Source organism: Paenibacillus sp. Y951 (assembly GCF_056786395.1).
In genome coordinates, this window is sequence record NZ_JBXCIY010000002.1 from 338321 (window position 1) to 353025 (window position 14705).

Below are 14705 nucleotides of genomic sequence, written 5' to 3' on the forward strand. Positions count from 1 at the left end.
GGAGAACTGATTTTATTACGTCTGCTTCACTTTTTCAAACGATAGCTTATTTCAGTTAACCTTCTAATTAAAGGAGCTAGACGACTATTGGACTCATATTGACGATTAGTGGCAGCTGCAACCACTTTCGTCTTTTCTTGAATTTCCAGTGTGAAATTGCTCATTTCGATAAGCGAGGTAGAGGCTTGCATCGTACTGGCTGCTACTTTCTCTGTAGCTTGTGAAGCCAGTTGAAACTTTCCCACCGACTCATCGATTAATGTTATTATCTCCTGTAGTAATTGACCCATTATGGCAATACGATCGATCCCTTCCGTTACCTCATCGACAACTAATTGCATCGCTTCGACGGAACGATTCGTTTCATCCTCAATCCCACTAACCAAGCTGCTAATATGACTGGCAGCTTCGCTGCTTTGATCTGCAAGCTTTCCTACCTCATTAGCTACAACCGCAAACCCTTTACCATGTTCACCCACCCGTGCTGCTTCGATCGATGCATTAATGGCAAGCAATCGAGTTTGCTTCGCAATTGCTTTAATCGTTGTCGCAATCTGTTGCACCGTACCCGATCTTTCGTTCAAGCGGCTAATCGTGTATGATGATGTTGTTGAAACATCATTGAGCTGATCCATTTGGACTAAAATTGTATTCATCATTTGTTGACCTTGACTAGCTTTGTGCGACATATCAGTTGCCAGCTGAACGACTACAATATTGGCATTCGAAATCTCTTTAAGCCCTGTTGAAATATTATATACTGCTGCGGATGTATTAGAAGAAAATTGACTATTCGCTTCGGCATCATATGAGATGCTTTGCACTTTCGATACAATTTGTTCTAGCTCAGTTTGCGTATTATCATAAAGTGTCTGTAACTGAACAGATGCTTCCAATAATTGATCCGAGCTAACAAGCATTTGCTGCATTATAGTTTGTAGCTGAGCTTGCTCCTTCACTGTCTCGTCTAGTTGTAGCCTTAATTGACGTTTGTGATAAATTTGCCAACTTAATGCCCCAGATGTCGCAACAAGGAAAATCGCATGATAGGCTACCATCGATAAGCTGTATTTCCCTGCTGGAACTCCGAATACATACAAAGTAAATACAAAGAAACCAAGTATATGCTGAATTGTAAATAGTATGGTCATCGCAGCTATTATTTTAATATTTTCATAGTAGCTAATCATAGCTAGCACCATAAATATAGAAAAGTGATATTCAATCATTCCATTGCCTGCTGCAATCATGCCGATACTAGAAAACGTCAGCGTCAACATATTGAGCCATGATATTCCATTACTTTCAGCATTCCATCTCAATAGCAGCCATGTCATACTATAGAATATGGCAGGAATCATTACTAATATTAGCGTAACTCGTTGATCTGTAAGTATATGATACGTAGCACCATGAAATTGAAATTGACGATGGAGAAAATAAACAGCTATCGTAGCGATAACTATAATTAAGGATAATCTTGTCACAACTTTATGTTGCTGCATAGCCATCATCCCTCCTAAATTAATTAGTCATTTACATCTCTATCTAATCCTTCTATAATTGTATAATTGAAATTCATGAAAAGAGAGGACAACATGAACAAGCATAAGTTACACATATTATATGTATCCCTACTAACAATGGTGCTTCTCATCGTTTCTTTCGGGCCAGCATTTTCTGCTTTTGCTGAAGAGGCTACTTCGCAACCGAAAAAAGTATTAGTTATGGGTACATCACCAGATTTCCCCCCTTATGAAAGTGTCGATGCCAAAAATAACGGTGAAATCATCGGATTAGATATCGATATAGCCAAACATATTTTGAGCGAGCTTGGCTATGAATTGAAAATCGCTAGCATGGACTTTTCTGGACTAATTGCTGCAATGCAATCAGGTCGAGTTGATTTCATCATGTCCGGTATGTCGGCAACGGAGGTAAGAAAGCAAAGTGTTGATTTCTCTGATCCATATTACTTCGCACGGAATACAATCGTCTCCAAAGAAGGTAATATCTTCGATTCCATTGAAACACTACATGGAAAAATTATTGGAGCACAGCTTGGTTCTGTTCAAGAAACTATCGCTAACAGCATAGAAGATGCCGCCGAAGTTCGTAAGCTGAACAAAGTACCAGATCTAATACAAGAACTCAATTCTAATCGTATTGATGCTGCAATCGTAGAAGATGCGGTAGCCGTTGAAATGACTAATGCGAATGCAAAGCTAGTCATGAACTTCCTGCCTGCTGATAACAACGAAAACGGCTATGCGATAGCATTTCCGAAAGGATCACCTTATGTTGCTGAGTTCAACACTGTTATTGCGCAAATGAAAGAAAGCGGTAAGCTTGATGAGCTACTATTGAAATGGTTCCCTGACGCTAATGCAAAGTCAGCTCGTAATGATAAACTTATCGACTTTAGTACATTACAAGGCTATGTTCCTTATATTGTAAAAGGTGTCGGCGTTACATTATTGTTCACGCTAGTGTCTGCTGTCCTTGGACTTATTCTTGGTAGTATACTATCACTTTTCAAAATTTCAGGTATTAAGCCATTAGAGTGGTTTGCTACTGCCTATACATCAATTTTCCGGGGCACACCACTGCTTGTCCAACTACTGCTAATCCATTATGCTACGCCACAGCTTACTGGATTTGATATTCCAGCTTTATTGTCGGCAGGTCTTGCCTTCGGATTAAACTCTGCAGCTTATCTATCAGAGACGATTCGTGCAGGAATTATGGCCGTTGATAAAGGGCAACGCGAAGCAGCGATTGCACTTGGCATTCCTTATCGTAAAATGATGATCTCGATTATTTTCCCGCAAGCGCTGCGTAATATTTTACCAGCACTGGTGAATGAATGTGTTGCACTAATTAAAGAATCATCGCTCGTATCGGTCATTGGTGTTGCCGATCTGTTGCGTCGTGCTGATTTCGTACGTGCTACTACGTTCCGCTCATTCGAAGCATTATTGCTCGTTGCAGCGATCTACTATGTGCTAGTACTTATATTGACTTCGTTAGCTCGTATGCTCGAAAGGAGATTACGTCGTAGTGATTAATATAGAGAATTTAACCAAATCATTTGGTAAAAATAAAGTACTTAACGGAATTACAACCTCGATTGCAAAGGGCGAAGTTGTTGCTGTTATTGGTCCGTCGGGATCAGGTAAATCGACTTTTCTGCGTTGTCTTAACTTGTTAGAGGTTCCTACTAGTGGCGTTATTACAATTTCCGGAGATGAACTAACTGCTCCGAAAGCTAATGTGGCGGCGATTAGGCAAAATATCGGGATGGTATTTCAGCATTTCCATCTCTTCCCACATATGACGGTACTGCAAAACATTACGTTTGCACCAATGCAAGTGAAAGGCATTTCACTTGCCGCTGCTCAAGCAAAAGCAATGGAGTTACTTGCCAAAGTAGGCTTGTCTGATAAAGCAGATAGCTATCCTTCGAAGCTGTCTGGAGGTCAAAAGCAACGTGTAGCTATTGCTCGTTCGCTAGCTATGGAGCCTGAAATTATGCTATTCGATGAACCTACCTCGGCACTTGACCCAGAGATGGTCAAAGAAGTACTTAATGTTATTAAAGACTTAGCAGACAGTGGCATGACGATGCTAATTGTGACGCATGAGATGAAATTTGCCCGTGAAGCTGCTGATACGATCTACTTCCTAGATCAAGGTATGCTCATTGAAAAAGCTACTCCGGAACAATTTTTCACACAGCCACAAAGTGATCGTGCTATCCGTTTCCTAGAGCAAGTATTGTAATAGTCGCTATATTTCATAGAAATAGAACAGACAAAGGGAGTTCACACAATGATGAAAATCATCGTGTGAACTCCCTTTGTCTATGCAGCACCAGCTCCGTATGGTGCATATTAACGAAACTTTTTGCTTTATTTCGATGCACCAGATCCGTATGGTGCATATTAACGAAACTTTTTGCTTTGTTTCGATGCACCAGCTCCGTATGGTGCATATTAACGAAACTTTTTGCTTTGTTTCGATGCACCAGCTCCGTATGGTGCATATTAACGAAACTTTTTGCTTAATTTCGATGCACCAGATCCGTATGGTGCATATTAACGAAACTTTTTGCTTTATTTCGATGCACCAGCTCCGTATGGTGCATATTAACGAAACTTTTTGCTTTGTTTCGATGCACCAGCTCCATATGGTGCATATTAACGAAACTTTTTGCTTTGTTTCGATGCACCAGCACCAATCCTCTATGCGAGAAAATGGTACTGTCGTCGAATATGCTCTACATAATCCCTCGTAATTTGCTCGCCTTCATCAATATATTGTTTGAAATCTTTGAAGCCATTTTGAATATGATCTAATTGGGGTCGAATAACGACATCAGCCATTTGAAGTTCTTCCTTCACTATCTTCGCACTCATAATATCGATCGTATTGAGCAAGGATTTCACAAAATTCGTAGGCGGACCTTTCGTAAAGTCTTGTGAGCATACATCGACTGCAATGACAATATCAGCGCCCATACTTCTTGTTAATGCCGCAGGAACGGGATGCACAAGGGCACCATCTACAAGTGTTTTCCCTTGATATTCCACAGGCCGCATTACCGCTGGAATAGCTGTACTCGCTGCGATCGCTCTCGCTAACGAACCTTTACGCATAATATGTGCCTCACCTGTATTAGAATCCGATGCAACTGCGGCAAATGGTATCGACAATTGCTCGATTTGAATATCACCTAAGTAGCTTTCAATAAAACCTACTAATGGATCATTATGTACAATTGATTTTTTGGGAAAGGTGGGACTAACGATATTGTTCCATTTCAGCTTCATCACAGCTTTTTCCAGTTCATTGACCGTCATTCCAGCTGCAAAAGCTCCACCAACTAATGAACCTGCACTTGTTCCTGCAATAATATCAATCGGAATTTCTGCTTGCTGTAGCGAGCGAATCACCCCGATATGTGACATGCCGCGCAATGCACCACTGCCAAGCGCTAAGCCGACGGTCGGTCTTGTGCCTTGCTTTCGCGAACGATTGAATTTCAGATGTGAGCTTTGAATCGTTCGACCTTCACTTACAATATAGGCTGCTTCCACAATTGCAATCAGCTCTGCTATATTTTGTGTTAGATATGGGAAAAGTGCCAGCATTCGAAGTGCCTCTTCCGATATCGACTCTGACAGCTGTTCATTCGTTGCTGTATGTTGTGTCTTCTGCAAATAATACTTTGCCAAAAGCGGTATATCTTCCGCTCGTTCACGTAATGGCTCAATCGCTATCATATGGCAGTCTGCTAACACTCGGTCTTCGCAGCAAGTCATAATCAGATGCATTTGTCCGCTCCGCTCAACTAATTGTTGAATCGTCGCTTGATCTAATTGTTCGATATGTTCAAGCAATAATGTCCCTCTTTGACTTGCTGCTACGAGCGAATCCCATTCACTCCATTGAAACTGCACGGCATCTACAGCGATCATCGGCTCTGATTGACGGCTGGAGGTATAATGTAGCCGCTTCGCTACATGCTGCTTGCCTACGCCAGCCTCACCAGTAACAACGATAATCCCCGCTTCATTGCTATACCGCTTAATTAATGAGCGAATTTTCACCATATGATCACTGTTACCGACCAATTCACCGTAACGATCTCGATCATCTAGTTCATTTCGCTTTAATAAATATAAGCTTTTCGAATATTCTTCACTTACTCTTACATTAGATTGCTGAATACGTTTAACCATTGCCTCGATCATATGCTGACGAAACACTGCGCTACTATTCATCAGACTTAGCATACCATCTCTACTTAATGCAAAAGCTTGTACATCTGATCTAGCGGTAACTTTCGCGCTAATCGGATCTCCTGTAAGACAAGACATTTCACCAAAAAAGTCTCCAACTGTAAGTGTTGCAATATGAATATCGCTCGGTTGCTCCAACGATATATCTACCGTTCCTGCTTCAATGATGTACAGTCTTGCTCCGATATGCCCTTGTTGTATAATAGTTACATCCTGCTGAAAAAACTCACTTGATATGTAAGGTAATAGTTGCTGTAGTTCCTCTTCACTCATTTGCTGAAATAAGGGAAGCTTCTGTAATCTATCAATCATGTAAGTTATTATTCTCCTTTTGTCATCATTAATTTCCGATACTTAATATTACATCTATTTCATAATTACAATAATCTATTGTTCAAAATGATAAGGTACACACTCTCTTATAACTATAGACTCTTGCTTTATAATAGTAAATAATGAAAAGTCCATCCATAGAAATTACCCCTTATACGATTGGAGCTTAACTTATGATAACCATTACCCCACCATATTCACTTATTACTATGCCTGAAGATCATGCTGCGGAAATTTGCGAATGGCGATATTCTGCACCCTACCATATATACGACTGGCCTGAACTATTGACCGTTGAATATTGATTATTAACCGCTTAGCTTCGCGGTAGAATAATAATACTAATATTAGCCATAATATCCCTAAAGCTATTAAAGTCATATGGAGGGGTATTAAGATGAGCAATCGTAAAGACGAACAACTAGAGCATTATAGAGTTCATGATGAAGGAAAAATATTAACTACGAATGAAGGTCTTAAAGTTACTGATGACGAATTCTCGCTCAAAGCAGGTGTTCGTGGTCCTACACTTATTGAAGATTTCTACTTTAGGCAGAAAATGACGCATTTTGATCATGAGCGTATCCCTGAACGTGTCGTACATGCTCGCGGCTTCGCAGCACATGGACATTTCAAAGTATACGAATCATTAGCACGCTATACGAAAGCTAAGTTTCTTTGTGACCCTTCGATTACTACTCCTGTGTTCACTCGTTTTTCAACGGTCGCAGGTTCAAAAGGCTCCGCAGATACCGTTCGCGATGTACGCGGATTTGCTACCAAATTTTATACGGAGGAAGGAAATTACGATCTTGTAGGCAATAATATGCCGGTGTTTTTTATTCAAGATGCGATTAAATTTCCTGATGTTATTCATGCTGTAAAACCCGAGCCACATAATGAAATGCCACAAGCCTCTTCCGCTCATGATACATTTTGGGACTTTGTAGCCAATAATCAAGAGTCTGCTCATATGATTATGTGGGTTATGTCTGAGCGAGCACTGCCACGTAGTTTTCGGATGATGGAAGGTTTCGGCGTACATACGTTTAGACTTATTAATGAGCAAGGTGAAGCGCATTTTGTCAAATTCCACTGGAAGCCGCTACTAGGTAGACAATCGCAAATATGGAAAGAGTATCAGAAGGTTGCAGGCTATGATCCAGATTTTCTTCGCCGTGATCTTTGGGAAAACATTGGGATGGGCAATGTTGTGGAATACGAGCTTGGTCTACAAATTATTGCTGAAGATGAGGAATTCAAATTCCCTTTCGATATTCTCGATCCGACAAAAATATGGCCTGAAGAAGATGTACCCGTGCAAATCGTTGGTAAATTAACACTTGATCGTAATGTCGATAATGTGTTTGCTGAAACTGAACAGGTTGCCTTCCACGTTGGCAATATTGTGCCAGGTATCGATTTTACCAATGATCCGCTGCTGCAGGGGCGTTTATTCTCATACACAGATACACAGCTTATCCGTCTAGGCGGACCTAATTTTCATGAGTTGCCGATCAATCGACCTGTTTGCCCGTTCCACAACAATATGCGCGATGGATTTGGCAGACAGACGATCAATGTTGGACAAGTGAGCTATAACAGTAATTCTTTATTCGATCATACACCCAGGCCGGCTACTTTAGCCGGAGGTGGATTTGAGCATTATCAAGAAAAGGTTGAAGGTCGTGTTATTAAAGCACGTGCTGATAGCTTCAAAGACCATTTCTCCCAAGCGACGATGTTCTGGAATAGTATGAGCGACATCGAGAAACAACATATAAAAGATGCGTTCACCTTTGAACTCAGTAAAGTGAAAAGTAAATCCGTTCAGCAGCAGGTCGTTGATATGTTTGCTAATGTCAGCTCAGAGCTTGTACAGTATGTAGCTGAGCGAATTGGCATTTCTTATGTGGACAAGCAAGAACAAGCTCCCGAGAAGCTTAATACGAAGGCCTCACCTGCGCTAAGTGTCGATCAATCTCCCAAATCAGCCCGCACTCGTAAAGTGGCAATCGTTATTTCGGATACTGTGCTAGCTGATCAACTACAACCAATATTAGATGCGTTGAACAAGGATATGGTTCAATATCGCTTCGTTGGAGAGCGTTTAGGCAATGTACTTGATCACGAGAACGGGGAATGGACGGTACAGGATACATTTTTCAATACAGACCCTTGCCTATTCGATGGATTGATTATTGCTGGAGGGTTGGAGCATGCCGGGCTGATCAAACCATTCATACTTGATACTTATCAGCAATATAAACCAATCGCTTCACTTCAAGACTATGAGTCGATATTAACGCAATTGCAAATTGCTGATCAACCTGGCGTTATCCAAGCTTCTACAGCAGGAAAGGCGATGGGGACAAGATTTGTCGAAGCGATAGCACAACAACGCTTCTGGGAGAGGTAGCTCAAAACATCCATTTGTGATCACGATGGATATGCTGGCGTAGCTTAGTCGACGGCGAATATGCCTCCCCATCGAAAGCCTGCGTGTGCTCGTGTACCAATTACGTACACTGTGCTACTCGTTTTCGCTGTGGGGCATCTTCTTGGTGCTGACAAGCGAATGTTTTGAGCCTTTATTGAAAGAGGTAGTTCAAAACTTTCATTTTAAGTTTCGCAGTTGATCGCTTGTGTACTCGTGCCGTACACGTTGCTGGGTTTCGTTTCATTGCTTTGCAATCACTAAGAATATGCTGACGTAGCATATTTGGCATCGAATAGTTACCAATACAAAAGCCGCACCCACCTCTCTCTTCATATAGAAGGGAGAGTATGGATGCGGCTTATTCGTATGACATTGTATGAATGCTTCTCTATAGGGAAAACTACATTTGAATATTACGCGTATTTTCGCGCGTTTGCGGTTTTAATGCTTTCTTTTTCTTAATACTGCCAAAGATAACCCAGCTTTGCGGAATAAAGCGTACAACAAGCTCCACAACAATCCAAGAACCTATTAATGCAAATAGGAAGCCACCAACATACCATGCGTGATGAATCATACTAGTTCCAGTTTGCGGTGGATATGCACGATAGATCAGTAATAAGAATGGATGGAACAAGTATACGCCAAACGATACTTCACCTAATCGTGTTAATACATTTACTATCGATTTTGCTGATTTTCTATAAATAATGAAAGCTATTTGCATCAAAATAATTGCTGTTGTTAACGTATGAATGTTCCATACCAGATCAAACATTGTTGAATTATAACTATCTAGCTTCAATCTAGTTTCATACCACATATAAACATGCCCTAGACCTGAGCTTAACCAGATTAGTCCAAATACAATCCAGCCTAACACTCGTTTCTTCGTTACATTTTCTTTCGCGATAATGATCCACTGTTTCCATTTGTCATAATAAATTCCTAAGTATGCACCTAAGAAATAGTACGTAAAGTAACTTAGCGACCAGCTACCGCGCGCTGTAACCGGTGTTTCCAGACCGTATTTATTCACTAGGAAGAAGCCCCATTGAACGATAATCCCGATAAGCAATAACCAATGAGTAAGCTTCGGATATTTTTTGAAAAACCATAAAAACAACGGAAATAATAAATAAAATTGAATGCTTATATAGACGAAATATAAATGTGTATGCGCCGTACCATGCATCAGACGATCACCTAAAGCAAGCATCATTTCTCCAAATGAGAAACCATTCCCGAAAATTAATGGATAGCTTCCCGGATATAAATAAAGCTTCAATCCAAAGTAAAAAAGTGAAAAAGAGACATAAGGTATAATGATATATATTAATCGCTTCTGATAGAAACTCGTAACTAATTTTGCGGTGAAGGGTCTATTATAGTAATTGTAGAACAAAACAAAACTACTTAAAAAGATAAATGTCGTTGTCCCGAACTTCAAAAAGATGTTTGCAAAATTATAAAGAAAAAACCAATCGGAATCTATCATTCCCGTACTTACTGCTACGGAGGTAGAATGAATACTTAATACACCTAGAATAGCAATGGCGCGAACAATAGATAACTGAGGTATATTGTCACGTTTTGCGCTTAGTAACTGACTCATGATGAGCTCCTTTCGTTGTTCCAAAACTTGTACAATTCAAATATATCAATTTTTTTACACTCTCCATGATACACCCTATCAGTGAAAATAATCAATTTTTAGATTATGGTATTAATATTCCAGCGTGAAACAATCGTGCATTATGCCATATCAATAAGACGTTTAACTATATGTTTTTGCTTGGAAATTGCTCATAATAAATGGGTAGTCTATACTTATTTATTATGATAATACTTTTTGTTCGCAAGAGACTCACAAAAAGTTTTAGGGGGAATTATGATGACTTATACAGCTAATGAACAGCGTTATGCAGATATGAAATACAATCGTTGCGGCAATAGTGGATTACTTTTACCGGCAATTTCTTTAGGGCTTTGGCATAATTTTGGAGGAAAAGATGTATTTGAGAATGGACGAGCTATGGTTCGTCGTGCCTTCGATCTTGGCATTACGCATTTTGATATTGCGAACAACTACGGACCTCCAGCTGGTTCTGCTGAAGAAAACTTCGGAAAAATGCTTAAGCTGGATATGGCTCCATATCGTGATGAGCTTATTATCTCAACAAAAGCAGGTTATGACATGTGGGCTGGTCCTTATGGTAACTTCGGCTCTAAGAAGTATATGGTTGCGAGCTTGGATCAAAGCTTGAAACGTCTAGGACTAGATTATGTTGATATTTACTATCATCATCGTCCAGATCCAAATACACCAATTGAAGAAACGATGGCAGCGCTAGACCTGCTTGTTCGTCAAGGTAAAGCATTATATGTTGGTCTATCTAACTACAATGCTGAGCAAACGGCTGCTGCTTCAAAAGTATTGAAAGAATTAGGCACACCATGCTTAATTCATCAGCCAAGCTATTCTATTATCGATCGCTGGATTGAGGACGGTTTGCAGGATGTATTAGCAGAAGAAGGCATTGGTACAATCGCTTTTGTGCCACTAGCGCAAGGTGCACTTACGAATAAATATTTGAATGGTATCCCTGAGGATTCCCGTGCAGCTGGCCATTCCGTATTCTTGAATGAGGATAGTATTTCTGAAAAGAAAGTAAATATTGCTATACAATTGAATGAGATTGCTACCGAGCGTGGACAAAGCTTAGCGCAAATGGCATTAGCTTGGGTGTTACGAGGTGGTAAAGTCACTTCCGCACTTATCGGTGCAAGTCGAGTTAGTCAAATCGAGGAAAATGTTGCCGCACTGCAAAATCTTGAATTTACAAGTAAAGAGCTTGCTCGTATTGACGCTATCGCACGATGATCGAATTTCTACCACAGCATCTTCATCAGCTTGATCTGTACTTAATTCAATATGGTCGTGAACAATGTACGCCTGGTCACTCCTTCGGTCCTGCCATGCGCGAGTATTATAAATTCCACTACATCCTTGAAGGCAAAGGAATATTCGAGGTTAATGGAAAAAGATATCATCTACATGCTGGGCAAGGATTTCTAGTAAGTCCTGGAACGATTACATTTTATCAGGCAGACCAGAATGATCCTTGGAAATATTGTTGGATCGGATTCCATGGCATAAAGGCTCCAACCTTATTGAAGCAAGCAGAGCTATCAGATGAAGCACCAATATATGATTGTGATAAAGTTGATTTTTTCAATTGCAGTATTGATCAAATGATGGAGTCTAAACATATAGTAGCTGGTCGTGAATTGAAACTAACGGGTTTGCTTTATTTATGGCTATCAATCTTAGTAGAATGTCGTGGTTCACAGCTTGCCTATAAGCTTCGAGAAAATAGCAAAGAACACTACATTGCCCAGGTCGTTCATTTTATTGAAATAAATTATGCTAATAAAATTACTGTCCAATCTATTGCTAGCTTCATCGGCTTGCAACGTAGCTATCTTAGTTCGATATTCAAAGAGGTTATGAATAGTAGTTTACAGGACTATCTCATTGCTTTCCGAATGCGAAAAGCTTGTGAATTATTAAGTAATGTACAGCTAACGATCGGTGATATTGCCCGCTCTGTTGGATATGAAGACCCGCTTCTATTCTCCAAAATGTTCAAGAAGACGATGCAATACTCACCTACTCATTATCGTGAAAGACAGTTACTGAATAGTTAAATGCTACAACTATCGGCTATATATATTATAAACTGTCGCAAAGGGCATCACAGAGGTCATTAAAAATGACCTTTTGATGCCCTTTCTTTCTTTACTTACTACTATAGCTACATTAACAGTGCAGTGCTCCAATCGATGTAGGTTCAATGATTGATTATCCCCTTATCTGACTAGCATATGTTGAACAATTTCTTTATTTCGTTCCTTGAACAGCTCATTATGAGAAGAAACCATACCATTAGTCTTGGCATCAGGCACGATGTAGCTTTTCGCTTTATTCACTGCATTAGCCGCATCTTGGAATGTACCTGCAATGAGATTAAGCTTACCATCATAGGCTACAATATCTCCTACCGCATATACTCCAGCAACCGAGGTTTCACAATGCGAATTACCTGCTATGTAGTAATTATCCTTCATAGCTAATTGAAGCGGACTATTCTCCATTAACGAAACATCCTGCTCGTAGCCATGACTAATAACTACTTCATCGACTTCTACAATCTGTTTTTCTCCCGTATCAGCATTCGTTAACTCCACTCTCTCAATCGCTGACTTCTGATCATTTGCTATCAGCTTTGTAATGGTCGTATTGAAGCAGCATTGCACATTACTTTCCATCAGCTTCGTAACATGAGCTTCATGCCCCTTCATCTGATCTTTGCGATACGTCAGTATCACTTGAGCAGCTACGCCTACTAATTCATTTGCCCAATCTAGAGCAGCGTTTCCACCGCCTGAGATCATTACCGTTTTATTATGGAAAGGTTTGAATGATTTGATCGTATAATGTAAATTACTAATTTCAAAGCGCTCTGCACCTTCTATTTCTAATTTTTGTGGTTTTAAAATTCCACTTCCAGTAGCGATAAATACGGTTTTGGAATAATGCTTCATTCCCGTAGATGTGTGAATAATAAATTGATTGTCTACTTTTTCGATACGTTCAACCTTCGTATCCAGCACAATTTCTGGATTGAACACCATCGCTTGCTTCGTTAATCGCTCAATTAACTGCGCACACGGAATGGGTGGAATCCCTCCAACATCCCATATTAATTTCTCAGGGTATACATGCAGCTTACCGCCAAGCTCAGGTTGGAAATCAATAATTTTAGTCTTCATTTCACGTAAACCACTGTAAAAAGCAGAATACAATCCTGAGGGACCTCCACCAATTATCGTTATATCGTATAGTTCTATATTATTCATTATTTTAACTCCTTATTTAAGTAGGTTATATTCGTATCCAAAATTTATCATTGACAATGTCGACTATAATTCTATATCATTATAACGAAAATGATAATCGTTATCAATTAGTTTTTTTGTTAATTTTCTTATTTCTCACAATTTATCTTCCTAAGGGGGAAAACAATGGTTCGCCTGCTTACCAAAGAACTTACTGTCGCATATGGAGAACATACTATTATTGATCAGCTTTCTGTGGAAATACCTGATCAAAAAATAACAGCTATTATTGGCTCTAATGGCTGTGGAAAATCTACATTACTTAAAGCAATGACAAGAATTATTGCGCATAAATCTGGTCAAATTGTGTTAGATGGAAAAACGATCGCTTCAGAGCATACAAAAATATTAGCGCAGAAGCTCGCCATCCTCCCACAAACACAAGAACATTCCTCTGGTCTAACGGTAGGTGAGCTTGTTTCATACGGAAGATTCCCTTATCAATCAGGCTTTGGTAGACTTTCAAAACAGGATTATGATGTGATTGATTGGGCACTCGAGGTAACAGGCACGAAAGATTATAAACATCGTAGTGTCGATGCCTTATCAGGTGGTCAGCGTCAACGTGTCTGGATTGCGATGGCGTTAGCGCAAGAGACAGATATGATCTTCCTTGATGAACCAACCACCTATCTTGATATGGCTCATCAGCTTGAAGTGCTTGAACTGCTGCAACAGCTTAATGTCAATCAGCAGCGAACAATCATTATGGTTTTACACGATTTAAATCATGCTGCTCGTTTTGCCGATTATGTGATTGCTATGCGAGATGGTCATATCGTGAAGCGTGGTAGTGCACAAGAAGTTATTACACATGAGGTTTTGAAGGAAGTCTATCATATCGATGCTGAGATCGGAACTGATCCGAGGACTGGCAAGCCAATGTGTATTACCTATGAGTTACTAAAAGGAGAGAATTAAATTGAGAAAAATATTTATGCCATTATTAATCGTATTCATGCTTGCCATCGCCGCTTGCGGTAGTAATAACACAACTAATACTACTAGTAACAGCACACCTAACAATTCTAGCAATGTTGCTGCGAATAATAGTCAGCAAGAAGAAACAACGACTACTGAGGCTCAACTCGTAACCTATGAATCTGAGGTTACTTTAGATTTCCAACTTCAACTTTTTGTTGATGGTTTTCTTGGAGAATAGGAAG

11 protein-coding genes are annotated in these 14705 nt (G+C 39.9%); 7 read left to right on the forward strand and 4 right to left on the reverse strand.

Annotated elements, in window-relative coordinates:
* Positions 1-26: 26 nt before the first annotated feature.
* A complete protein-coding gene (locus tag AC1TPB_RS04335) occupies positions 27-1505 on the reverse strand; it encodes a methyl-accepting chemotaxis protein (RefSeq protein WP_482075356.1) in 1479 nt (492 codons plus the stop codon).
* A 93-nt stretch (positions 1506-1598) separates the two neighbouring features.
* Here AC1TPB_RS04335 and AC1TPB_RS04340 point away from each other — a divergent pair, with 93 nt between their 5' ends.
* Together AC1TPB_RS04340 and AC1TPB_RS04345 are read left to right on the forward strand one after the other, a co-directional pair.
* Positions 1599-3068, forward strand: a complete 1470-nt coding sequence (locus AC1TPB_RS04340; RefSeq protein ID WP_482075357.1) for an ABC transporter substrate-binding protein/permease — start codon at positions 1599-1601, stop codon at positions 3066-3068.
* The gene (locus AC1TPB_RS04345; protein WP_482075358.1) at positions 3061-3783 is read left to right on the forward strand and encodes an amino acid ABC transporter ATP-binding protein; all 723 of its coding nucleotides are present in this window, start codon (positions 3061-3063) and stop codon (positions 3781-3783) included. The genes AC1TPB_RS04340 and AC1TPB_RS04345 overlap by 8 nt, the downstream gene beginning before the upstream one ends.
* A gap of 461 nt (positions 3784-4244) precedes the next feature.
* Here the strand turns inward: AC1TPB_RS04345 and AC1TPB_RS04350 are convergent, their stop codons facing one another.
* Positions 4245-6116, reverse strand: a complete 1872-nt coding sequence (locus tag AC1TPB_RS04350) for a patatin-like phospholipase family protein (protein WP_482075359.1) — start codon at positions 6114-6116, stop codon at positions 4245-4247.
* Positions 6117-6534: 418 nt separating this feature from the next.
* Between AC1TPB_RS04350 and AC1TPB_RS04355 the strand changes: the two genes are divergently transcribed.
* On the forward strand, positions 6535-8556 hold the full coding sequence (locus AC1TPB_RS04355) for a catalase (protein WP_482075360.1): 2022 nt from the start codon (positions 6535-6537) through the stop codon (positions 8554-8556).
* Between the two features lie 421 nt (positions 8557-8977).
* On the opposite strand, the gene AC1TPB_RS04360 is transcribed toward AC1TPB_RS04355, so the two are convergent.
* Positions 8978-10192, reverse strand: coding sequence for an acyltransferase (locus tag AC1TPB_RS04360; RefSeq protein ID WP_482075361.1), 1215 nt, complete (start codon positions 10190-10192; stop codon positions 8978-8980).
* A gap of 279 nt (positions 10193-10471) precedes the next feature.
* Here AC1TPB_RS04360 and mgrA point away from each other — a divergent pair, with 279 nt between their 5' ends.
* Complete coding sequence (gene mgrA, locus AC1TPB_RS04365) at positions 10472-11461, forward strand: L-glyceraldehyde 3-phosphate reductase (RefSeq protein WP_482075454.1); 990 nt, start codon at positions 10472-10474, stop codon at positions 11459-11461.
* Positions 11458-12288: an AraC family transcriptional regulator gene (locus tag AC1TPB_RS04370; protein WP_482075362.1), complete on the forward strand. Its 831-nt coding sequence runs from the start codon at positions 11458-11460 to the stop codon at positions 12286-12288. The genes mgrA and AC1TPB_RS04370 overlap by 4 nt, the downstream gene beginning before the upstream one ends.
* A gap of 162 nt (positions 12289-12450) precedes the next feature.
* Here the strand turns inward: AC1TPB_RS04370 and AC1TPB_RS04375 are convergent, their stop codons facing one another.
* Positions 12451-13500 (reverse strand): NAD(P)/FAD-dependent oxidoreductase, encoded by a 1050-nt coding sequence (locus AC1TPB_RS04375; protein WP_482075363.1) that lies wholly within the window; start codon positions 13498-13500, stop codon positions 12451-12453.
* 165 nt (positions 13501-13665) lie between these two features.
* Here AC1TPB_RS04375 and AC1TPB_RS04380 point away from each other — a divergent pair, with 165 nt between their 5' ends.
* On the forward strand, positions 13666-14460 hold the full coding sequence (locus tag AC1TPB_RS04380; RefSeq protein ID WP_482075364.1) for an ABC transporter ATP-binding protein: 795 nt from the start codon (positions 13666-13668) through the stop codon (positions 14458-14460).
* A 1-nt stretch (position 14461) separates the two neighbouring features.
* Positions 14462-14701 carry a hypothetical protein gene (locus tag AC1TPB_RS04385; protein WP_482075365.1) on the forward strand — a complete coding sequence of 80 codons (240 nt, stop codon included), beginning with the start codon at positions 14462-14464 and terminating at the stop codon, positions 14699-14701.
* Positions 14702-14705 lie beyond the last annotated feature (4 nt).

Coding starts and splice junctions, on each gene's coding strand:
- AC1TPB_RS04335 (WP_482075356.1), bottom strand. CDS start 1,505: ATGCAGCAACATAAAGTTGTGACAAGATTATCCTTAATTATAGTTATC.
- AC1TPB_RS04340 (WP_482075357.1), top strand. CDS start 1,599: ATGAACAAGCATAAGTTACACATATTATATGTATCCCTACTAACAATG.
- AC1TPB_RS04350 (WP_482075359.1), bottom strand. CDS start 6,116: ATGATTGATAGATTACAGAAGCTTCCCTTATTTCAGCAAATGAGTGAA.
- AC1TPB_RS04355 (WP_482075360.1), top strand. CDS start 6,535: ATGAGCAATCGTAAAGACGAACAACTAGAGCATTATAGAGTTCATGAT.
- AC1TPB_RS04360 (WP_482075361.1), bottom strand. CDS start 10,192: ATGAGTCAGTTACTAAGCGCAAAACGTGACAATATACCTCAGTTATCT.
- mgrA (WP_482075454.1), top strand. CDS start 10,472: ATGACTTATACAGCTAATGAACAGCGTTATGCAGATATGAAATACAAT.
- AC1TPB_RS04370 (WP_482075362.1), top strand. CDS start 11,458: ATGATCGAATTTCTACCACAGCATCTTCATCAGCTTGATCTGTACTTA.
- AC1TPB_RS04375 (WP_482075363.1), bottom strand. CDS start 13,500: ATGAATAATATAGAACTATACGATATAACGATAATTGGTGGAGGTCCC.
- AC1TPB_RS04380 (WP_482075364.1), top strand. CDS start 13,666: ATGGTTCGCCTGCTTACCAAAGAACTTACTGTCGCATATGGAGAACAT.